This window comes from Streptococcus sp. 1171_SSPC, assembly GCF_001069335.1.
GTDB classification, from domain to species: Bacteria; Bacillota; Bacilli; order Lactobacillales; family Streptococcaceae; genus Streptococcus; species Streptococcus xiaochunlingii.
Genome location: NZ_JWAK01000014.1, coordinates 23,994 through 46,139, shown reverse-complemented (window position 1 = coordinate 46,139; position 22,146 = coordinate 23,994). Strand labels below are relative to the sequence as shown.

Here is a 22,146-nt window from a genome sequence, read left to right as displayed (position 1 = left end):
CGAAATCGAATTCTAACGAATTACCGATTTCTGTCCCACTCTCTTTTTGTGTTCTTATCGTTCTTTTAACATCTTAGTCGCAAGGTCTAGCATTTCCACTGCCTTTTGGTAGTGCTCGTCCAACAAATCGTAGACGGCATCTTCCGATAAGACGCCACAGTAGACCTCTTCAGGAAAGTCTGGTTGATTGGACAGTTCGACATCCTCCATGTAGACCTGGCTAGTGTAGTAATCGCGAAGGGTGATATAGCGAGACTGGCCAGCTTCCACTCGTTGCAAACAGGCTTCAAGCTCTTCGATTAAGCCTTGGTAGACCTTGAGATGGCTTTCCATCTCTTGGATTCGTTCGATAGGCGTCATGATGGATCCTTTCTATCTGCTAGAGAAACGACTTGCAGCTGCTCACCACCCAGTAAAATCAAATAGGATTCAAGCCGGTCCACCCCATAAGAGCGTCGGAGGGCTTCCGCGTAGAGCTCCAGTTGAGCATGGTAACGATCTAGCAAGTCCTGAGGGTTGCGGTAACGGTCTGTCTTGTAGTCAAAGAGCAGGATCCGATCTTCCAAAAGGAGGTAACCGTCTAAGATCCCCCGGACCACAAAGTCCTGACCACTAGTTGGATCCGTTTTGAGCATGGCAAAGGGTGCTTCACGATGAACCTTGTCTGCCTCCTTGAGCAAAAGTTGGCCCAAGTCAGTCTGGAAGAAGGCCAAGACCTTCTTAAGGTCGATTCGCTCCTTGACAGCTGGGCTGGCATTGACCTCTTGGAGGACCATTGCTAGGATCTCCATGGTTGGAATCGTCGTCAATGGGATCCGTTGCATCAGTTCGTGCAGGGCACTACCGACTGTTGCTCCTGTCACAGCTTCTTCCTTGCCGAATTTTGGAAACTCAAATCTTGGTAAGGGGACGTCCACTTTTTCCATGAGGTCCACTCCTTCGATATCTTGGATAGGTTCATAGAATTTTTTGATTTGACTTGGAGTCCGCACACTAGGGAGTTGGATAGCTGCTTGGTACTGGGTGTTGAGCCGGTCCACAGATTCTAAGACATCCAGGGCACGGCGAATCTCTTCTGATTGGCGATTGTCCTTGAGGTCATCGACTGGGAGGGACGTCTTAACCTCCAAGTGACCGATTTGCTCCGGCGTCAAGTCTTGGTCGGTCACAAAGCGTGTCTGATAGGCCAAATGTTGCTGGGCAAAGACGGCTTGGATAGCATAGAGCCAGTCTTGGAAACAATTGATTTCCTTGCGAAGAGCTGGACTTAAGCGTCCATTGACACTGGCTCCCCATTTTTTCTCTTCCAATTTATCTTGCCGGCCCTTGCCCACCAGATAAAGCTTGCGCTCTGCCCGGGTCATAGCGACATAGAGAAGGCGCATCTGTTCCGATAAGGCAGCCAGACGAATTTCCTCGACATTTCGCTGGTAAGGCAGGGTCTCAATGACCAATCGAACGGCCTCAGGAAGTCCCTCTTGATCAGACTCGACAGGGAGATTCGCAATATACTTGATGCCCACCCCATTTTTCCGACTGATCACGGCATTTGTCGACAGTTCCTTTCCGACAAACTTTTTATCGGTATTAAGGATAAAGACATAGGGGAACTCAAGTCCCTTGCTCTTATGGATGGTCATAAGCTGGACAGCATCCTTAGGAACTGCCTGGGCAACATTGGCCAAGTCGTGCTGATTTTCCAAGATCTTATCAATCATGGAAATAAAGCGAGGCAAGCCCTTGAAGCTAGAGCTTTCGAAGTCATTTGCCCGAAGGGTCAAGGCATAGAGATTGGCCTGCCGTTGGGCTCCATTTGGTAAGGCACCCACATAATCATAATAGTGGCGATCCTGATAAATCTTCCAGAGCAGATCATAGAGAGAATGCGTCTGGGCGTAGTCACGCCAGGCATCTAGTGTCTCCATAAAGCGAGTGAGTTTGTCTCTTAAGCTCGCATCGATCAACTGAGGAGCACTTCCAGTCTGGTCTAAGGCATGCTGCAGTTTCTCATATAGATTCTCTGCTTTTTTGCCTTCACCTCTCTGTAAGGCTAAACGGGCCAACTGGTCCTCGTCAAATTCAAACATGGCTGATTTCATGAGGGCCACCAAAGGATAGTCCTGTAAGGGATTGTTAATGGTACGGAGGGTATCCAAGAGGACCATGACCTCAACCGACTGGAGGTAGTTTGCCTCTCCTCCATCCGCAACGATAGGAATCTGATAGGCTTCAAAGGCTGAAAGTACCTTGTCGTTACGAGTCCGAGAAGCGGTTAAAAGCGTCATATCCTTGAAAGGTACCCCCTCTTCATTGTGGAGGCGGATGATTTCCTTGATGACCAAAAGGACTTCACCTGAGGATAGACTATCCCCTTCTTGCTCCTCTTCTTCACCTGTTTCATCCACTTCCTGACTGCTATCATAGAGCAGGAACTCTGTCTCATAGGCCGGTGTCGGCTCTTTCTTATCCGGATTGCCCGCAATCAAGCGATGGCTCTGGTCATAGAGAATTTCTCCAACTTCCTCATCCATGAGGCGTTCAAAGACATGGTTGGTCGCTTCTAAGACCTCTACATGACTTCGGAAATTCTCCTTGAGCAGGATCAATTTGCCATCTGCCCCTTCTTCTTGGTAGACCTTAAACTTGTCATTAAAAATCTGTGGGTCTGCCTGACGGAAGCGGTAGATAGACTGCTTGATATCTCCCACCATGAAGCGATTGTGGCCATTGGACAGGAGCTCCAACATCCGCTCTTGAGTATGGTTGGTATCCTGGTACTCATCGACCATAACCTCGTGGTAGCGCTCCTGATAGAGACTGCGGATATGAGGAAATTCTTCTAGAATCTGGATAGCAAAATGGCTGATGTCGCCAAATTCAAAGGCATTTTCCTGCTTCTTGCGGTCTAAATATGCAATCGAGAAAGCTTGGACAAAATCCCTAAGCAAGAGCAGCAAAGGCAAGGGCTCATCCTTGAAGCGAATCTGATAGGTCAATTGGTAGTGCTGGGAAGCTGCTGCCCGCAAGGCTTCGATGCGTTCTTTGCGTTCGTCATTAAAGGCCGTAGCTAACTCTTTCAGGTCTTCTTTTCGTGTCGTGATGGTCAGACTTCGTCCTCCGCTGGCACGGGAGATCAAGACCAACCGCTCCAAGACCTCAAAAATCACTTCCTGACTAGATTTCTCATTGAGACTAGCAATCAAGTCTTGAATGGCGGTGACATTTTCTTGGTACTTGGCTCCTGAAAATGCTTGTCCTTCATTAGCCAGATGGAAGGCAAAGAAAGATTCCAATTCAAAGAGTTGCTCTTTTACCTCTTGGGCTAACTGGTTCAAGGCTTCATCATAGTCCAGATCCTGATAACCTTTGAGGAAGGACTCCTCCAACCAGGCGAGAGGATCCGCAGTGGATTGTAAGAAGTCTACTAGGGCATAGACCTGGTCCTTAAAACCAGCTAGCGACTTGCCCTTGCCTGTAAAGTTCTTAACCAAGCGGCTAAAGAGGCGGTCAGGCCCTTGCTCCTCATAAAAGCGCTCAAAGACTTGCTCGAAGCAGTCATTCTTGAGTAAGGACTGCTCGCTGGCACTTTGGAGAATGCGGAAGGTCGGCGATAGGCCTAATAAATAGCCATATTTGGAGACCAGTCGCTGCGTGAAGGCATCCATGGTTCCGATATCACTAGTTGGTAATTCTGCAATTTGTTGGGCCAGGTGGTGCTTAAGCTCCTCGTCCTTGGTAGACTTGAGGCTCTTCTCCAACTCTTTTTCCAGCCGTTCCTTAAGCTCAGTTGCTGCCTTAACCGTAAAGGTTGAGATAAACAATTGCTGAATAGAAATCCCTCTGTGCAATTGATCTAGAATCCGTTGGACCATGACAAAGGTCTTCCCAGAACCAGCCGAAGCTGAGACTAGGATATTGGTTCCTGACGAATAGATGGCTTCTATCTGCTCAGGTGTCCGCTTTGGTTCCTTGTCAGACTGGACCTCCTGGATTTGGAGGTCTTGAATCTGACTGGGACTTAAAAATTCAAGTGGTTTCATTGATTCAATTCCTCCTTCATTTTTTCTATCCAGGCCTGACGGAGCTTATCACCGACTGGGCGTTTATCATACTGACTTGGGTCCAATTTCTCCAAGAAGCGAGCTTGTCCTAGGTGGAGATTGGCTTCAAATCCCGTAATCGATTTATATTGTTCTACATACGGAGCAATGCTTCGACCATTTTCAGTATAAGGGTTGATAGCAAAGTCTCCCGACAAGATGCCCTCGGCAGCTTGTTGATAGAGATGGGCATTGTAGAGCAAGAGCAGATCTAGCTCCTCTTGACTCAGCAACATGGCCTTGTTTTTCTCATAACTTTCCCCTAGTTGGTTCGCTTGGTCTGCCAAGAAAAGTCCCTTGTATTGTTGGGATTTTAGAACCGCTTGGACAGCATCATCGACCGCCTTGGTATCCTTGAGAGCTACCAAAGGATCAGTCATCTGCAAATACATGGCTCCGAAGATCCCCTTATCAGGATCAAAAGCCTGAAAGTCTTGGATAGCAGAGAGATAGGTTGGTAGCTGGGAGTTGAGTCCATTAAAGAACTTCTCAAAGTTAAACTTGGTCTCACTCGACTTGTAGTCCACCACTCCCAAGGCTCCTGTATCGGAAAGACGATCAATCCGATCGACCTTGCCCTTGACCAAGAGGGGACGGCCATCTTCTAGGGTTAAGAAGGGATGATCTTCTCGGCCGAAGAGAGCCTCTTCTCCAATCGTTTCGATGCTATCATTGTGAGCGAGTACACGACCAGTCGCCCGAGCTGTATCCAGGAGCAATTCTTTTGAAAAAGCTGCCATGGCATTCTCCTGGTAAAGGAGGGCGAACTCTGTCTCCTGGCTGGTTTCGCGAATGGCCTGGTTCAAGCGCTCATCAAAATCCCCCTCTGAAGGTTCTTTCAGCACCCGTTCAAAAATTCGGTGCAAGAAATTCCCATGACTTCTCGCGTCTGGGCGTAAGTGCCACTCCTCCTGCAAGCCCAAGACATAGTGGAGATAATAGCTGTATTGGTTTTGGTAGTAGGTGTTGAGAGCTGAGGCAGATAAAGAGAGAGCCTGCCCTTTAGGATAAAGGACTTCCAGCGTCTCATCCTCTAAGACCTTGGTCGTCAAGCTTTGGCTGATTTGCGGAATGTGCAAGCCTTCTGAAGCTAATTTCTTCCGAAGGACGCGAATGGCTACTGCCCAGAAGGTCGCTTCTTCCTTGCTCAACTCCTGGTCAATTTCTCCCTGGTGCAATTCAATCAGTCGTGCTAAGAGGGCTTGATAAGAACCCATATCTTCACTAGAGGCACTTGCCTTCTTCTGAATAACAGATAGACTGAGCGGTTCCTTGGTCAGCTCAAGCAAGTAAGGGGACATCTTGTCATCCACTTCATTGACTAAAATAGGACTAGACAAGACTAACTGTTTGGTAGCTGCATTGAAGAGAGACAGGGCGACGAAGCGATTCTTCCGCAAATTGTCCTGACTGGCAATTTGGAGATGAGCCTGGTCGTCTGAAGCTTGGTTCAAGACCTGACGCTCCTCATCTGTCAGCAAGGATTGGTCCTTGGCAATCTTAGGGAAGCGCTCCTGAGTCAAACCAATAGCATAGACATATGGAGCTGATAAGGGCTCAATCAAATCATAAGACTGAACTGTCACCACATCCACAGTCGCTGGGACTGTCCGATAACTTGCTAACAAGATCCCAGATAAGAGGAGGCTAAGAAAGTCATCCAAGGTCACCTTGATTTGATCAAAGACCTGGGCAAATTGTTCTAGCACATGGCTAAAGGACTTCCACACCTGGTCATAGCGTTCCATTTCCTGTTCAGAGCCACGACTGGCTAACTGTTGCATGTTTTGCGCCAACTGGGCATCTTGACAAAACTGGGCAAACTTCTTCAGCAGTCCCTGGCTAGTCTGGCTCTTGGTCTTGTAAAAATCCTGCAGAGGACCGATGACTTGCTGGCGAATCTGATTGAGACGCTCTAGGTCAAATTTTTCCTGGTGGTTGGCTGTAAAGTCACGAGAAAAGGCAGCCAGACCCTTGATCTCTGCAAAACGAACATATTGTTCAAAATGGTCGATATCCTCTCGTGTTAGCGTTCCATAAAGCCCTGTCTTCAAGAGATTGACCACATCCTCGGTCAAAAACCGATAGCGACGAAGACGGTCCAAGGATTCCACCCATTGGACCAGGGGATGCTGGGCCATGGATTCACTCTTTCCAAGGTAAAAGGGAATCTGGTACTGGTCAAAGATGGTTTTGAGCTGGAGCTGATAAGCATCCACATCTCCTAAGAGGACCCGAATGTTTTTGTACCGTGCGCCCTCATAGAGGCGCTGGCGAATGGAGCGGGCGACGGCTTCTAGCTCTTCCTTTTGATGATTACAAGTCCAAATCTCTACTGCTTCTCGATCTTGATCAGACAGCTCTATATCGACCTCTGTAAAGTCATAGCGAGCTTCCAAGATCCGCGTCATGCGGCTAAAGGCATCCTCTTTTCCTTGACCGACGTAGCTTGGTGTGACCTGGTAGGTCCTAGCCAAGTCTAGCAAGAAGTCGACACTAGCCTGGTAGAGGTTTCCTTCACGAAAGGTCGAGCGATAGGCTTTCTCACTGGCGTATGCTCCAATAATGATCTCGACGCCCTTGTCGTGCAGTAAATGAACCAGGTAGTCCTCCTCGGCTGAGAAACGCGTAAAACCGTCAATTACAAGGGCCAAGTCTTTCAACTCCTCATCCAAATCTCCCTTGATAAGATGAGAGGCAAAACTAGCCAACTTAGACTCAGACTCAAAAGAACCTGCAACTAACTGGTCTTGAACAGCCTTCAAGATATGGATCAAGTCTTCTCTCTTCTCCTGATCTGGCAAGGCATCCAAGTCGGATGCTGTCATCTGGGCCGTCTGCAACTCATGAAAGAGCTGGATCAATTGTTGGATAAACTGAGGATCCTTCTTAAGACGGGCATAAACCTTGAGCTCTTCATCCGGCATCTGAGAAAGGACCTTAAAAAAGAGCAGGCCAAGACCGATATCATCGAGCGACTGCTGCTGGTGGCTTTCATTAAGTGTAAAATAGCGTGCCATCTGAGCAAAGCGCGTAGTGGTGATGGCAAAAGAAGCCTTCTGGTCTAGGAGTTGCAAGACTTTGCGCTCCTTCTCAAAAGATAGAGAGTTGGGTGCGATATAAAAGACCCGCTTCCCTTCTTCAACCAATCGATTGGCCTCATCCACCAAGACCTGGGTTAAAGGGGTTCGAATATCTGTATAGACTAATTTCATAATGTTATGATTCCTGTAAAATGATAGTTCTATTATACCATCTTTGCGCCTTTTCTACAGGGATTTTCCCATCATTCAGGTGATTCAGAGCAGTTAAATAAACCGGACAACATGTCCAGTTTTTCAACTATTTTTTTAACTTCCCCAGTTGATTAAAAGATAGAGGATGCTAGAGCCAAACATATCGGCCAAAGCATGCATGAGGAAGAATGGCAAGAGGTTTTTGATCACCTTCTTGTAGAGGACATAGTAGAAAAGTCCATAGATGACACCGATTACCACTGCCCAAAGCAAACCTTGGTAGGTATGGAAGGAGATCCTAATCAAGGTCGAATAAGCCAGTCCCCACCACTTGTACTTGTCATTAACAGATGTCATGACTCCCAAGAAGAAGAACTCTTCGTAGAAACCATTCAGCAAGGCATAAGCAATCGCCATGGGACTAAGCGCTAAGAACTTGTGAATAATCTGCATGGGATCGATATAAGGGAGGAGATTGATATTGAAGTAATCGTACTCTCCACTCACCGTTGTCACGATATCCCCAAACAGACCAACAATGGCAAAGATCAAAGGCACCCAAAAGAGGACGGACCATTTAAAGCGAACCGGAAGCTGTTTAAAATCGAAATTCCGTAGAAGCAAGTAGGCCAAGGCGAGAGTTAATAAGATGATCTGCAGGGTAAAGTTGCTCGAGTATGCTGCCCCATCCCTAGCTGTATTGGTAGCCGTTTCAGTAGCTGCGGTGACGGTTTGGGCGACTGGCTGAAGACTGGTAAGGAAGAGTTCTGTAGACCAAACAATAAACTGCCCAAACATGATCGCAGTCACAATAGCGATATCAAACCAATTAAGCTCTTTTAAAGGCTTTTCAGGTCGTATCAACTTTAAAATTTTCATCATTCATCCTTCTATTCCCATAATGGAAGTGTTTTTGATAGTTCTACTATAGTAGAATATGCTTAAAGAAACTTTAATTCTTAGTTAGTAATAAATTTGTTATAAAAAACTTGCTGTTATTTCAATATGAAAATAAAATTTATTAATAACTTTCCTTAGGTGAGGGCGGACGTTAGGTGAAATTATCCAGTGGATGATTTCAGCAATTCAGGAAGTTCCATGACTTAGTTTTGAACCTAATGTTTCAAAACTCCCAAGTGCCTGAAACAATTGAGTTTCAGGCACTTTTCTCACAGCGGAAAATTTAAATCATTACTGAAAAGACTTTAAAATAAGAAATAGCTGATTTCTTTGAAGAATAATATCTAGGTTAATTTATATATAAAACAGTTTTCCTAGTTTGTTTCCTCTAAGAGGTCTTGGATTCTATCCAGATACTGGTTGTCTGTCACCGCCATCACGCGCACCCCTTCTGGCCAGATAAAGTCGGGACCAATCTGACTTCGCAAAGGCTGGTCTTCCGCGTTTCGATAACCAATAATATTGAGATGATACTCTTCTCTGACAGCCAAGTCTTGAAGGCTTTTTCCTACCCAGCTAGCTGGAACCGTGAACTCGGCTACCACCACTGCTTCATCCAACTGGAAGACTTCAATCCCGTGTTGGAAGAGGATCATCTTAGCTAGGGACATCCCCGCTTCTACCTCTGGTAGGATGACCAAATCAGCCCCAATCTTCTCAAGGACTTCCTTGGTCACTTCATTCTTGACCTTGGCAATGACTCGCTCAACCCCAAGTGCCTTACAGTGCATGACCGCCAGCACACTGGACTCCAAGTTTTCACCCGTCGCGATCACGACTGTGTCGCAGTTCCCAATATCTGCTGCATCCAGGAGGTCCATTTCCGTAATGTCTCCAACAATTCCAGTTGTAATCATAGATTCATACTGATTGATTACATCTTCGTGATCGTCAATTGCAATGATATCCACATCCTGGTCCTGCAAGGTTTTTAAGACACTCTGTCCAAAAATCCCTAATCCCAGAATTCCAATGGTTCGATTTGCCATAAGTCTCTCCTATCCGATAATAATGTCTGCCTTGGCATACTGCAAGGCATCTGCCTTCTTGGCTTTGTAATTGTTCAAGCTGACCATGAGGGTCAAGGGACCGATCCGACCGATAAACATGAGGACCATGATGATGCCTAGTCCCGCTCCATTTAAGGTTGAGGTCACATTAGCCGTCACTCCGACAGTCGCTAGAGCCGATACCACCTCAAAGACCAAATACAGGAAGCGTTGACCGTCTGGTGTCACGAGACAAAGTCCTAGCAAACCAAGAAGAAAGGTCAACTGGAAAATCACCGCCGTCCCAAAGGAACGTTGAACAATGTTTGGTGAAATCGTCCGTTTTCCCAAGTTAGTATGCGGTAGCCCCAACAATTCCTTCCGAGCCAGAAGCAAGAGGACCAGGAAAGTGGTGATCTTCATCCCTCCTGCTGTCCCGCCTGGTGCTCCACCCAAAAACATCTGCAAGAGATAGATAAAAAGTGTCACTGGCCGGACTGCTGTATAATCTAAAGAGGCAAAACCAGCCGTCCGCATGCTGACGGTCTGGAAAAAGCTGACCAAAATCTTCTCTCCCAATGGAAGAGAGCCAATGGTTGCCGGATTATTAAACTCGGTCAAGAGACTGGTTACTGTCCCAAAGAGGAGAATCGCAGCCGTTAACCAGAGGACCACCTTGGTATGGAAGCGAAGAGTCCGTCGTCCGGATTGGTTGCGGGCCTTGGTGGCCAGGTCAAACCAAACCATAAAGCCCAAGCCTCCAGTAATGATCAGAGCAGACAAGGTTAGGTTGACCAACCAATCGGTCTGGAAACTCATCATACTATCGCCCCCAAAATTATCAAAGCCCGCATTACAAAAGGCGGAAACCGCGACAAAGATAGAGTTAAAGATCCCATGACCCAAGCCGAAGCGAGGAATGAAGCGAATCATGAGGAGTAAGGCCCCCAGTCCTTCGATGGTAAAGGTGGTAATGAAGATGGAGCGCACAAAATGGGCCAAGCTCTGGTTATTGCTAAAGCTAAAACTGTCCCGGATGGTCTGCCGGTCTTTGTAACTGAGCTTTTGCCGACTTTCCATAAAGAAGAGACCGATAAAGGTCAAAATCCCCAGGCCTCCGATCTGGATCAAAAGCATACAGATGAGTTGCCCCCAGCCATTATAGGTCGAAGCCACCGACTGGGTAAAAAGCCCTGTCACACAGACCATAGAGACCGCTGTAAAAAGATGGTCGACATAGCCTGCTGTTGAGCTTGCTTGCTGGACAAAAGGCAGACTCAGTAAGAGCGAGCCGATTATGATAACCAAGGCAAAACTGAGAAAGATCCGCCTTGCTGGAGACAGGCCTTTAATCTTGGACTGCCATTGTTTAAAAAATGATTTGACTAACATAGCTTCATTGTATCATAAAAAGAGAATAGACCTACAAGTGATGAACCATTTCTAGGCACAATTCTAAGGCCTTCTCGAAAGCTTCTGAACCCCAGTCACGCTGGTCATAATTTTCCAGGTCTGCAAGCGAATCTGCGGTAAATAAGAGCAAGCCCCAAACCGCATTACGAAGCTGGGCGACTGCCGCAAGCGAGGCGCACTCCATCTCCACCACACTACACCCTTCTTCAATCCGATAGGCCACCTTGTCAGGTGTCTCTCTATAAAAGCCGTCCGTCGACCAAGTCATGACCTCTTGATAAGGAATGGACGCTTGTTTGAGGACCGTTTCAATGGCAATCAGTGCTCGACTATCCACTTCGATATAACGGGAAGGCGCTACATAATGGTAACTGGCTCCCTCATCTCGCAAGGCCTTGGTCGGGATCAAGAAGGCATTTTCTTCCATGTCCACCAAGACGCCACAGCTACCTGCCGATATGATCTTCTTCACTCCATAGCCAATCAACCAATCCATAAATTGGGCAGCAGGTGCTGATCCGACTGGCGCTTGCGCCAAGCAGATTTCCTCTCCTTGGTGCTCCATAACATAGACCGGATAAACCTTGGTAGCTGAGACAAAGCTAGCCACTTGTTCAGAACCGACAGCTTTGGCAAAGCGCTCAATCTCATCCTCCAAGAAAGCGTACACACATTTTTCAGGTAGGTGCAGATTTAGTCCCTCATGAGTCGGCATAATGACCGCCTGCGGATTGTCGTCAAACTCTAAAATAGGAATTTCATGTTTATGAATCATCTATTGCCTCCAAACTTGTTTGTAACATTATATAAGCCCATCTAGTCTGTGTCAAGGAGAGATAGCGAAATGGACTATTTTCCTTCCACAGCAACTCCCCATATAACTGAATACTTTCAACTATGATATAATGGGGACAGTACAAGGGAGGAAACCAATGTTACAAGAACTAGCCTTTACAGGCCAATGGAGACACTATCAGAAACGCGTTCTCGATAAGAGTGACGCTTTTATGGCGGATGGCCACCTGCATTTGGTAGCAGCTCCTGGCTCTGGAAAAACAACCCTGGGAATCGAATTTATCAGACGCTTTGGCCAGCCAACCCTGATCTTGGCTCCTACGGTCACCATTCGTCAACAATGGGTGGACCGGATTATCCAGGCATTCTTGAGTGATGAAAGCCAAGCGGAGCAACTGATTTCACAAGATTTAAAACATCCTAAGCTGATTACAGTGGCTACCTATCAGGCCCTACACAGTGCTATGAACCAAGTCGTCGGTCAATCGCAAGCTGAAGATACCGATGACCAGGCAGAGATTGAAACATTTGATTTCAAAGGCTTTGATATCTTTACTACTTTCAAAGACATCTCACTCGGGACCCTTTGTTTAGATGAGTGTCACCACTTGCGCAATGAATGGTGGAAGAGTTTGGAAGCCTTTCGTCAAGCCTTCCCTGACTTAAAAATGATCTCCCTTACTGCTACCCCGCCCTATGAAGGAGACCCTGCCCTTTGGGATCGTTATATCCGCATGTGTGGTGAGATTGATGAGGAAATTACAGTTCCCGAATTGGTCAAAGAAGACACCCTTTGTCCCCATCAGGACTATGTCTACTTTGCCTTTCCAACCAAGGAAGAGCAAGAGCAGTTGGACGCTTTTAGCCAACAAAAGAATGCTCTCTTGCAACAACTGACTTCCAATCCCCTCTTTTGCCAATACCTCCAAACCTGCCAAGCCTTATCGGGTCAGATCAGAGATGATGAATTGCTCAATGAGCCCAAATATCTCTCAGCTACCCTGATCTTTCTTCGAAGCAAGGGAATCGCCTTTCCCCAACGTTTTCAGGACCTTTTAGGAGCCAAGAAACTACCTACTTTCACCCTGGACTGGCTTGAAATTCTCCTGCAAGGTCTGTTCTTTCAGGTGCCACACTGGTACAATCTACCTGAGGAATACGAGAAGCAACTGCTTCATGAATTAAAAGCAGCCAGCTTGATCGATCGAAAACAAGTCAAACTGGTCCGCAACAAAAAACAAGACCTTCTGCTCAACCAATCCCTCGGAAAACTCAATGCAGTTCGAGAGATTTTCAAGGCGGAATACCAGGCGCTTGGAAGTCAACTGCGCCAACTGGTCCTAACAGACTACATTCGCCAAGACTTTGAAGTTCATCTCGGGGATAAGGACGCCCAATTTACTCAATTAGGAGTACTCTCTTATTTCGAATCCATTCGCAGGGAAAGCTTAGAGCAAGCATCCACTCCTGCCATCGCTGTCTTAACCGGCAGCATCGTCATCATCCCGACGGTCGCTAAGCCAAGACTAGAAGAACTTCTTGGAGCAGACAGGTTGACTTACCAAAGTGTCGGCCAATTATCTCCTGATGACTTTCTCAAGGTTCGTTTGGTCGGTTCTCAACATGATTTGGTGACAGCCGTGACCCAGCTCTTTCAAGAAGGGCTCATTCAAGTCGTCATTGGAACCAAGTCACTTCTAGGGGAAGGCTGGGATGCTCCCTGCGTCAATTCCCTGATCCTAGCGAGCTTTGTCGGTAGCTTTATGCTCAGCAACCAAATGCGAGGTCGTGCCATCAGAGTATGGCCTGAGGATCCAGACAAAACTAGTAACATCTGGCACCTGGTCTCCATCAATCTTTCCCTAAAGAAATGGTATGAAAAGTCCGATCTTGAAAAGGAAAAAATCGAAGCCATCACTGATCAGTTGAAAGAATACAGTCCTGATCTGGAGCTCTTAGAAAGACGGATGAAGCAATTTTTAGGTCTCCATTACAAGGAGCCCTTTATCGAATCCGGTATCGAACGTCTAGCCTTTGACAATATCCGCTATACCAAAAAACACTTGCAAAAACTCAATGAAGAGACCTTAGAGCGCTCCACCCATCGTCAAGAACTCCGAGACGGCTGGCAAAAAGCCCTTCCGATTCTGGAGAATATGGAGATTGCAAATGAGGTCCAAGTGGATAAACACTTCCTGCCCCTGGCCCTATTTTTTGACGCCAGGAAGCTAGCTCGCTGGCTGACGGCCGCTGCTTTGACCGATGCTTTCGCCAACCTGATTTACTATTCACGTAGAGGAGGAGGAAATAAAGCGTCTCTTATTCTTCTATTCTTCCTAGCTGTCCCCGCACTCCTTGCTTGGCTCCGCTACTATCTCTATAAGAGTCCGTATAAACGGCTAGAAGTCTTTGGCCAGGCTATCCACCAAGCTCTGCTCCTTTCTGGGCAGATTCAAACCCAGGAGACCCGTATCCAAGTCGTACGAGACAGAAAGGATGCCATCAACACGCTGATCTATTTGAAGGGCGGAACCATGCGAGAGAAAGAACTCTTCTCGCAAACTATGATTGAGTTTTTTGCACCGATTGAAAATCAGCGCTATATCTTGAAAGCGCAGGAAAAGGTGTCCGATCAGACAGAATATTTCGCTGTACCAAGCCTCTTTGACAAACGAAAAGAGGATGCTCAAGCCTTTGTGGAGCAAATCCGAAAGAGCCTGGGTAAGTATGACCTCGTCTATACCCGAAGTGCGGAAGGTCGCGCCATTCTCCTAGATGCTCGCATCAAGGCCTTAGCTAACAAACAAGAGCGCACCTTCACCAAGAAACAAGTGATGTCGGATTTGAAATAAGAATTTATTTCACAATAAAAGAAAAGTCTAGTAGTTTCATTTCTACTAGACTTTTTCATTACTCAAGCACAATCATAGCCTTAATGGTCTTGCGTTCATCCATATCTTTATAAGCTTGATCAATCTCATCCAAGCTATAGCTATGGGTGAAGACGCGACCTGGATTGATGTCGCCATCAAGGACGGCCTTGAGCAAGAACTGCTTGTCATAGGTGGTGACAGAGGCTGCTCCACCTGCCACTGAAATGTTTTGCGCAAAGGTCGAACCAAGCGCACGGTTATTGTAGTGAGGGACACCGACAAATCCTAAGCGCCCTCCATTGTGAAGAACCCCAAGGGCTTGGTCGACGGCTGCCGCTGTACCGACACATTCAAGAGCGGCATCTGCTCCTCCTCCAAGGATTTCACGGACCTTGGCAATGCCTTCTTCGCCACGCTCCGCTACGACTGCTGTCGCACCAAATTCCAAAGCCATTTGTTGACGATCTTGGTGACGGCTCATAAGGACAATCTGTGAAGCTCCCCGCATTTTGGCTGCGATAACCGCACATTGCCCCACGGCTCCGTCCCCGATGACAACCACTTTGTCGCCCCGTTTCACATCAGCCACACGCGCTGCATGGTAGCCCGTCGGCATGACATCTGCTAGCGTCAAGAAGGATTTGAGCATGGCTTCTGTATAATCAGATGGTTGCCCAGGGATTTTGACAAGGGCCCAGTTGGCGTATTCAAAGCGCATGTACTCTGCTTGAACCCCATCAGACCAGTTGGTGCCGATATGGCGGTCACAGGTCCCGTCATAGCCAGCACTACAAGCATCACACTCCCCACAACCATGAGTGAAAGGGGCGATGACAAAGTCTCCCGGTTTCACCGTTGTAATAGCTTCTCCGATTTCTTCAACGATCCCAATAGCTTCGTGGCCACTATTTTGATGACCCGCTTCAATATCTGGATTGCGGTAGCGCCAGAGATCAGATCCACAGACACAGGTACGAACGATGCGGAGAATGACATCATCCGGTGCTTCTATGTGTGGACGCTCCACTTCTACAAGGCCCACTTGCCCAGCTTTTGTATAGACTGTTTTCTTCATAGGAACAACCTACTTTCTATTGCTTACTTACCTATAGTATACACTTTTTATCGAGCACTAGCCCACTTCCTGCTTTCAAACTCCATCATTTAATCATATTTTTTTCCCATACTTTTTTTCTAGCATTTTCTTAACTAGATAGGGCATCTTGACATTCTCTCGACCTTTTTTAGCAATCAATTTTTTGACGAAATCAGGCATCTGAATATCTTTTTCTGCTTCCAAAATCTGACCTATACTTGAAGGAGCTTCCAACTCATCAAAAGTCTCTAGCTGAGGTTGATAGTCACTATAGTCACCATCTATATGAGACTGAATGGTTGACAGAAGAGCTTTAATCAGTCGTGAATCGCTATTTGGCATAGGAGGTCGGTGATAAGCCACTCCGAGCTCTTGGCATAGCTCCTTACACTCCACATCATTATCAAAAAGAACCTCAATATGCTCACTAATAAAGGCAATCGGAACAAAAATATAGTGGTTCGGATGTTCACTCTCATCTCGCAGATATTCTAAGACATCTGGTTTAATCCAAGGAATACCTATATCACTCTCACTCTGCCAAGTATTGGTGTACTGATCCTCTTCAAGCCCTAAAATCTCTGCAATCATGCGACTATTGTCATAAATCTGGTCGATATAGGGGTCACCGAAATCTATTGCCAAAACTGGAACACTGTGGGCTGAAAAAATCACCTTATAACTGTCGTCTCCAATCTGATCTAAAATCTTTTGGATTTCATCAGCCCAATAGTGGAGTAGGTCAGGTTCGCGGTACCAGTCCTTGATAATTTGGAACTTTATCTGACCACTTTCTAAAAATTTTTCATAGCCCATGACAGAATAGTAAGAATAATGAGGCTCTAAAATCAAGCACAAACATTCTTCAATTCCGTCATTCTCCATCTCTTTGATTACATCAGTGATAAAAGGGCGGGAAAATTTATTAGCAAAGTAAACCGACGCTTGATTTCCAAGAGTAGTAGCAACCATGTCCACTTCTTCTCTAGTTATCCTTTGGAGTGGGGTTCCACCGATTCGGACGTAATTGTCATATAAAGTCTGAATTTCATGTGGTTCAGGACGAACACCACGTCGGATATTCGTGAAAAACTCCGCTACTCCTTCATAGGTAATCTCTTCTGGTGACCCAAAGGTCATCATCAACACAGCTCTCTTACTCATAATTACTCCTTGTTCTACATTTGTTCTATTTTATCATGAAAAGGCTTACTTTAGGGAACTCTTTTATAAATCATTTGGAAGAAGAAACTAATTTTCTAGGTAAATACACAAGCTATTAAAAGAAATCATTCAAAGAAAGTGGAACAAATATCTTTTCATGTCCAATCCGATACTGTATTATTCTTTGAAAACAACATCTATTTGAAATGACCATCTTTCATGTAAGGAGAGAAGGTTTGAATCCCTTTCTAAGAATTTCTACACAATAGAAAAAGTGGATAAAGAAACATTCTTCTATCCACTTTATTGTTTACAGCTTTTATTCGCTACGCAAAGATTCCACTGGGTCTTTCTTTGCGGCGATGCGTGAAGGGATGAGACCGGCTAACATGGTTAATACAATGGAGATACCGATGAGGATAAGCGCGGCTTCCCATGGTAACTGCGCTACGTTTTCCACGTTAGTCATTTTCGCAACGACGGCATTGATTGGAAGTGTTGCAAGGAGTGTAATTCCGATACCGAGCACCCCGGAAATAAATCCTTCGATGGCTGTTTCGGCGGTGAAGATGCGACGGATGTCTTTCTTCGAAGCCCCCATTGCACGTAAGATTCCGATTTCTTTTGTACGTTCGAGAACCGAGATGTAGGTGATAATTGCAATCATAATCGATGATACGATGAGCGAGATGGCTACGAAACCAACGAGTACGGTTGTAATCACGCCCACCATTGTCGTAATCGAAGACATGATGGTTTGAATATCGTCGGAGTAGGCGAGCACTTTGTCGTCTTCGCCAGCGTCTTTTTTCGCCGTGTTATAAGCGTTGATGAAGTCCTTCAACTCTTGTTTTTGTTGGAAGGAAGAGGTGTAGAACTCGATGGCAGCCGGTTTGGATTTGTCGATGACACCCAATTTCGCGAGATTTTCCTCGTAAGTGGCAGCCGAGTTTTCGTTGTATTGTTGGATATATTGTGCTTGTTGTTCAGGCGTCAATTTGACCAACTTGATTTTTTCTTCTTCGGTTAAATCAGCCGAATTGAACGGTTTTGGATCTTTGGCAAATTCTTTTCCAGTAAATACATTGATAGTTGGGTTGGCTTCTTGCTCCTTCACGATGTCACTGTTTTGAATTTGTTCAGAAGTGTAATCGATAAGGGCGCTTGTATAAGCCACCCCACCAGAAGGAGAGTTCACCCCAGAACTGGTGCCTTCTTTTTGACGAAGAACGCCGACAATTTTAAGCTCGAGGCCATTCTCGATTTGCGTCTTCATATAGGCTTCGTCGTCAATTTTATTCATCCATTGGTTGTTTTCTTTGACGAAGCGGTTCGTGTTGACAACAGCTTTGAAAGTTTTTCCAATGAAATCCCTATACTGATAGGTTTGGGATTTGAGTTCATCCAGTTTCTTCGCATCGTTTAATTCGCTAGGGTCTTTGATGCGTAAGCTATAAAGGAGCAGGTCACTGATTTGGTTCTCTTCATCCACGATCAGGACGATTTCAGATTTATCCTTCGGAAGGCGACCTTCTAGCACATCATATTGCGCATTCAGCATCTTCTGGTCGCTCGACAGTTGGCTCCAGTAGTCGATGTTTTGCAAATAGCCTTTAATTGTTTGGTTGGCCGTATCGACTTCGTCCGCGAGGTTAGACGGAAGAATGCTCTTTGGACCGTTGGAGGTGTCACTGGCGTAAATATAGGGTTGTAAATTGTACTGGTAACGAATATCTTTTGTAAGGTGTGCGACTTCTGAAGCGTGTTTATCCAAGTAGGTTTTGAAGGACGCGAGGTCATTTTTCCCGATTTGTTTTTTCAATAGATTCGTTAAAAGCGTATTGACACCGAGTTCGTTTTTATCCCTATAAGGCTTTTCACTCAAGTCTGGAGAGGTTGCCATCAGATTACTCTGGTTCTGCTCGCTAATCGTCAATGGCAAAGAGACGAGAGTGTCTTCTTGCACCTTCTTCACGTAGTCGCTCACACCGTTCGAGAGGGCCAGGATAAGGGCAATCCCGATAATCCCGATAGAACCGGCAAAGGCAGTCAGAAATGTCCGACCTTTCTTCGTCAATAGGTTATTAAACGAAAGGGCCAAAGCCGTCAGAAAGCTCATCTTCGTCTTCGTGAACTGAATGTCACTTTGTTTGGCTTCCTCTGTTGGTTCGTATGGATTCGAGTCGCTTAAGATATTTCCATCTAATACTTGTACGATACGTGTAGAGTAGGTTTTCGCCAGTTCTGGGTTATGCGTCACCATGATCACTAGACGTTCCTTGGCGATGTCTTTTAATAACTCCATGATTTGAACAGAAGTCTCAGAATCGAGCGCTCCTGTTGGCTCATCAGCTAATACGACTTTAGGATTATTGACAAGAGCACGCGCAATCGCGATTCGCTGCATTTGTCCGCCAGACATTTGGCTTGGTTTCTTATATAAATGATCTTTTAGGCCAACGCGTTCAAGTGCTTCGATGGCACGTTTCTTGCGTTCCGTTTTGGAAACACCAGAGAGTGTCATCGCAATCTCGACGTTTGAGAGTGCCGTTTGGTGACCAATCAGATTATAGGATTGGAAGACGAACCCAATCGTGTGGTTTCTGTAGCTATCCCAATCGCGGTCTTTAAATTGCTTGGTTGATTTTCCTTGGATGAGTAAATCACCCGATGTGTATTGGTCGAGTCCACCGATGATATTTAAGAGAGTGGTTTTCCCTGAACCCGATTGTCCGAGAATCGAGACGAACTCATTTTCACGGAAACGAATCGAGATATCCTTCAAAGCGTGAAACTCTTGATTCCCCGTATAATAAACTTTTGAAATACGTTGTAGTTGTAACATATACTCGATCCTTTCATAAATATGAGTAGTCTATCACAATTTGAATTGGGAGTCAATATATTAAATCGATGATTTCTAAAATAACCTCAACAAAGGAATGATCGATGTCCATTAATGATGGTGATGGTGATGGTGATGGTGTTCATGTCCGCTCGGACTCTCTATAGCATGGATATCCCGTTTATGGCAGGCATGGCTAGCTTGATTGCTATCCACTTCGATGGTAATATTATGAAAGCCAATGTCCTTTAGATAGTGACGGATAGCTGTTTTACTGACTTCCATGTCTTCCATCCGTTTGAGACAAACATGAACAATAGCATTTTTCTCTAGTCCATCCATGGTCCAAAGATTAAGCTGATTGATACTAGCGACATTGTCCAACTGCTCTAAGTCATTCTTAACTTGCTTGATATCTACCCCTTCTGGCACAGCATCCAGGAAAATCTTGAGCGTGCTCCAAAAACGTGGAATGGCTTTGGACAGAATAAAGAAGGAAATAGCAAGAGACAAGAGGGGATCTAGGAAATACCAGTCCGTATACCGCAAAATAATGGCGACGACTATCACAGCTAGCCAACCTAGTGTATCCTCAAGGAAATGGAGACTCAAGATGGATTCATTCTTGGTCTGCCCCTTGCGGACAATGAGACTGGCTGTTAGATTTATGGCAATCGCAATGACCCCCAACCAAAGCATCCCCTCATGATCCACTGGTTGTGGCTCAATGAATTTGCTGATATTCTCTAAAATAACGAGAGTGGAGCCTGTAATGAGGATGACTGCCGTCAGAATGGCGCCTAAGAGGCTAAAACGCTTGTAGCCTAGGGTATAGCGACTGTCCTCCACCCGATTGGAAATACTTTCTAGAAAAGCAGAAATGCCAATAGCTAAGGCATCTCCCAAGTCATGGATGGCATCCGCTAATATTGCACTGGAGCCAAAGATTCCCCCTGCAATAAACTCAACAATGGCAAAGCTTAGATTCAAGAAAAAAGCCAGCCAAACAGCACGTTTTGAACCCATTTTTTCACCTTCCTTTGGTATAATAGCAATAGTATTATCTTCTAACTAATATTATCTCTAACTCTAAAAAGAAAGGATAGGGGCAAACTGTTTAGGATGTACGTTTCTGAACAATTTGTTCAAAGTGTCCATATGACAACACAGGATCGTCGTATTACCAAAACTAGAAAAGCTATCTATCAAGCTTTCTTGCACTTACTTAATCAAAAAGATTATGAGGCCATCACCGTTCAGGAGATTATTGACTTGGCTGATGTGGGACGTTCGACCTTTTACAGCCATTATGAGAGCAAAGAGTTACTAGTGGATGAGCTCTGCCAAAAGCTCTTTCACCATTTATTTGAGCGTGCTCAACACTTCTCTCCACAAGACTACCTAGCCCATATCTTTCAGCATTTCAAGGAAAACCAAGACCATGTGACCAGTCTCTTGCTTTCCAAAAATGATTATTTTATCCGGCAACTGAAAAAAGAACTGGAGCACGACGTCTACCCCATGGTAGCTGAGAAACTGATTCAATTTCACCCCAACATCCCCCACTCCTATCTCAAACACCTGGTCATCACCAACTTCATTGAAACCCTCAGCTGGTGGTTGAAAAAAGGCAAGACTTACACCGAACAAGAAGTGATCCAGTTTTATTTGGAAATCCTACATGTCCATAATTAAACAGAAAAACGAGTCCAAAAGGGCTCGTTTTGACTTTTTATGGATTAAATTGTTTAGGAATGACAATAAATATAAGGGTCACTAGGACTGAAATCCCAACTCCTGCCGGAAAAATCGTCAGGGACAAGATTAATCCAAGAATCTTAATGCCAATGTCCCAGGTCAACCATTTTTGGCGATCTGCATTCAACCCATACATTTCTGTGCCATCATTTACCTCCTCAAGCGTACGATAATACCATAAGACTGAAAAAGTAATCATTAGGACGATGACTCCGTAAAAGGCCTGCATAGTTCCATTCGTAAAGTGAGTCGCTATGAGCTGTGTCGCATAGGGAAAGAGGGAAGAGAAAAAGAGCATGACAATGGTAGCCCAAACCGTTTTTTGACTGATTTTTTGAATAAGGTGGGAGGCAGCGTGAATATTGGCCCACATAGCTCCTAGCCAAAAGAAAGAAATACCATAGGCTAAGAAGTTTGTCCGAAGTTCCCACAATCCTTGTAAATCAAATGTTTTTGGCTTTTCCAACTCCAAAACCAAGATAGTCATAACGATGGCCAGTACAGCGTCAATAAAGGCTCCCAAACGTTCCTTTTCCATTATTTGAGGTCGTTTATTCATCTTCCAATCCTTTCAACTTTCACTATAGTTCATTACAAAATGCTCATTATTTCTGTGTTTTAGTATAGCATGTTTTGATAAAAATTAAAATAGAAAGAGCAAGATAGATTTGAGCCATATCATATAATAGCCCTTCCTGTTAATCAGCAAGAATAAAGCTACGGTACAACTTAGCTTGTTCCCTAACCAATAAAAAATTTGAGGTGTGCTAGCATGTCATTCGAAAAAGAATCGCTCTGATTTTTACGATTTTGTTAGCCCTCATCTAAGAAAAGAGGCTGGGACAAAAGTCCTAGCCTCTTAATTGTTTTTGGATTGTCGAGCAAGACGCAGTGGTTGAGTGGGCTCTACTACGCTG

General features: G+C 45.4%; 14 protein-coding genes. 2 read left to right on the top strand and 12 right to left on the bottom strand.

Features of this window, described 5'->3' with window-relative positions; all coding sequences use genetic code 11:
- Window positions 1–54 precede the first annotated feature (54 nt).
- The 7 genes from ADF75_RS01590 to ADF75_RS01560 form a co-directional block, all read right to left on the bottom strand.
- The gene (locus ADF75_RS01590) at window positions 55–360 is read right to left on the bottom strand and encodes a DUF4298 domain-containing protein (RefSeq protein ID WP_006596526.1); all 306 of its coding nucleotides are present in this window, start codon (window positions 358–360) and stop codon (window positions 55–57) included.
- A complete protein-coding gene (gene addA / locus ADF75_RS01585; protein WP_048788913.1) occupies window positions 357–4,040 on the bottom strand; it encodes a helicase-exonuclease AddAB subunit AddA in 3,684 nt (1,227 codons plus the stop codon). The genes ADF75_RS01590 and addA overlap by 4 nt, the downstream gene beginning before the upstream one ends.
- Window positions 4,037–7,315 (bottom strand): ATP-dependent nuclease subunit B, encoded by a 3,279-nt coding sequence (gene rexB / locus ADF75_RS01580; protein ID WP_048788912.1) that lies wholly within the window; start codon window positions 7,313–7,315, stop codon window positions 4,037–4,039. The genes addA and rexB overlap by 4 nt, the downstream gene beginning before the upstream one ends.
- 135 nt (window positions 7,316–7,450) lie before the next feature.
- Window positions 7,451–8,215, bottom strand: a complete 765-nt coding sequence (locus tag ADF75_RS01575; RefSeq protein WP_048788911.1) for a CPBP family intramembrane glutamic endopeptidase — start codon at window positions 8,213–8,215, stop codon at window positions 7,451–7,453.
- A gap of 395 nt (window positions 8,216–8,610) precedes the next feature.
- The gene (locus ADF75_RS01570; protein ID WP_048788910.1) at window positions 8,611–9,285 is read right to left on the bottom strand and encodes a potassium channel family protein; all 675 of its coding nucleotides are present in this window, start codon (window positions 9,283–9,285) and stop codon (window positions 8,611–8,613) included.
- A gap of 9 nt (window positions 9,286–9,294) precedes the next feature.
- Window positions 9,295–10,677 (bottom strand): TrkH family potassium uptake protein, encoded by a 1,383-nt coding sequence (locus ADF75_RS01565; RefSeq protein ID WP_048788909.1) that lies wholly within the window; start codon window positions 10,675–10,677, stop codon window positions 9,295–9,297.
- Between the two features lie 31 nt (window positions 10,678–10,708).
- A complete protein-coding gene (locus ADF75_RS01560) occupies window positions 10,709–11,473 on the bottom strand; it encodes a nucleoside phosphorylase (protein WP_048788908.1) in 765 nt (254 codons plus the stop codon).
- A 157-nt stretch (window positions 11,474–11,630) separates the two neighbouring features.
- Here ADF75_RS01560 and ADF75_RS01555 point away from each other — a divergent pair, with 157 nt between their 5' ends.
- On the top strand, window positions 11,631–14,345 hold the full coding sequence (locus ADF75_RS01555) for a DEAD/DEAH box helicase family protein (RefSeq protein WP_048788907.1): 2,715 nt from the start codon (window positions 11,631–11,633) through the stop codon (window positions 14,343–14,345).
- Between the two features lie 58 nt (window positions 14,346–14,403).
- Here the strand turns inward: ADF75_RS01555 and ADF75_RS01550 are convergent, their stop codons facing one another.
- The 4 genes from ADF75_RS01550 to ADF75_RS01535 all read right to left on the bottom strand — a co-directional run bounded on the left by ADF75_RS01550 (window position 14,404) and on the right by ADF75_RS01535 (window position 20,497).
- On the bottom strand, window positions 14,404–15,441 hold the full coding sequence (locus tag ADF75_RS01550) for a zinc-binding dehydrogenase (RefSeq protein ID WP_048788906.1): 1,038 nt from the start codon (window positions 15,439–15,441) through the stop codon (window positions 14,404–14,406).
- Between the two features lie 93 nt (window positions 15,442–15,534).
- Entirely contained in the window at window positions 15,535–16,626 is a 1,092-nt protein-coding gene (hemH, locus tag ADF75_RS01545) for a ferrochelatase (RefSeq protein ID WP_048788905.1), read from the bottom strand.
- Window positions 16,627–16,945: 319 nt separating this feature from the next.
- Window positions 16,946–19,471, bottom strand: a complete 2,526-nt coding sequence (locus ADF75_RS01540) for an ABC transporter ATP-binding protein/permease (RefSeq protein WP_048788904.1) — start codon at window positions 19,469–19,471, stop codon at window positions 16,946–16,948.
- Between the two features lie 111 nt (window positions 19,472–19,582).
- Entirely contained in the window at window positions 19,583–20,497 is a 915-nt protein-coding gene (locus ADF75_RS01535; protein ID WP_048788903.1) for a cation diffusion facilitator family transporter, read from the bottom strand.
- A gap of 132 nt (window positions 20,498–20,629) precedes the next feature.
- Here ADF75_RS01535 and ADF75_RS01530 point away from each other — a divergent pair, with 132 nt between their 5' ends.
- The gene (locus ADF75_RS01530) at window positions 20,630–21,166 is read left to right on the top strand and encodes a TetR/AcrR family transcriptional regulator (protein ID WP_239665189.1); all 537 of its coding nucleotides are present in this window, start codon (window positions 20,630–20,632) and stop codon (window positions 21,164–21,166) included.
- 37 nt (window positions 21,167–21,203) lie between these two features.
- Here the strand turns inward: ADF75_RS01530 and ADF75_RS01525 are convergent, their stop codons facing one another.
- Window positions 21,204–21,788, bottom strand: coding sequence for a TMEM175 family protein (locus ADF75_RS01525; protein ID WP_048788901.1), 585 nt, complete (start codon window positions 21,786–21,788; stop codon window positions 21,204–21,206).
- Window positions 21,789–22,146 lie beyond the last annotated feature (358 nt).

Excerpts from the sequence above, each read along its gene's own strand:
- ADF75_RS01570 (WP_048788910.1), bottom strand. The coding sequence starts at position 9,285 with ATGGCAAATCGAACCATTGGAATTCTGGGATTAGGGATTTTTGGACAG.
- ADF75_RS01560 (WP_048788908.1), bottom strand. The coding sequence starts at position 11,473 with ATGATTCATAAACATGAAATTCCTATTTTAGAGTTTGACGACAATCCG.
- ADF75_RS01575 (WP_048788911.1), bottom strand. The coding sequence starts at position 8,215 with ATGAAAATTTTAAAGTTGATACGACCTGAAAAGCCTTTAAAAGAGCTT.
- ADF75_RS01550 (WP_048788906.1), bottom strand. The coding sequence starts at position 15,441 with ATGAAGAAAACAGTCTATACAAAAGCTGGGCAAGTGGGCCTTGTAGAA.
- ADF75_RS01565 (WP_048788909.1), bottom strand. The coding sequence starts at position 10,677 with ATGTTAGTCAAATCATTTTTTAAACAATGGCAGTCCAAGATTAAAGGC.
- ADF75_RS01590 (WP_006596526.1), bottom strand. The coding sequence starts at position 360 with ATGACGCCTATCGAACGAATCCAAGAGATGGAAAGCCATCTCAAGGTC.
- ADF75_RS01555 (WP_048788907.1), top strand. The coding sequence starts at position 11,631 with ATGTTACAAGAACTAGCCTTTACAGGCCAATGGAGACACTATCAGAAA.
- rexB (WP_048788912.1), bottom strand. The coding sequence starts at position 7,315 with ATGAAATTAGTCTATACAGATATTCGAACCCCTTTAACCCAGGTCTTG.
- ADF75_RS01525 (WP_048788901.1), bottom strand. The coding sequence starts at position 21,788 with ATGAATAAACGACCTCAAATAATGGAAAAGGAACGTTTGGGAGCCTTT.
- hemH (WP_048788905.1), bottom strand. The coding sequence starts at position 16,626 with ATGAGTAAGAGAGCTGTGTTGATGATGACCTTTGGGTCACCAGAAGAG.
- addA (WP_048788913.1), bottom strand. The coding sequence starts at position 4,040 with ATGAAACCACTTGAATTTTTAAGTCCCAGTCAGATTCAAGACCTCCAA.
- ADF75_RS01530 (WP_239665189.1), top strand. The coding sequence starts at position 20,630 with ATGACAACACAGGATCGTCGTATTACCAAAACTAGAAAAGCTATCTAT.
- ADF75_RS01540 (WP_048788904.1), bottom strand. The coding sequence starts at position 19,471 with ATGTTACAACTACAACGTATTTCAAAAGTTTATTATACGGGGAATCAA.
- ADF75_RS01535 (WP_048788903.1), bottom strand. The coding sequence starts at position 20,497 with ATGGGTTCAAAACGTGCTGTTTGGCTGGCTTTTTTCTTGAATCTAAGC.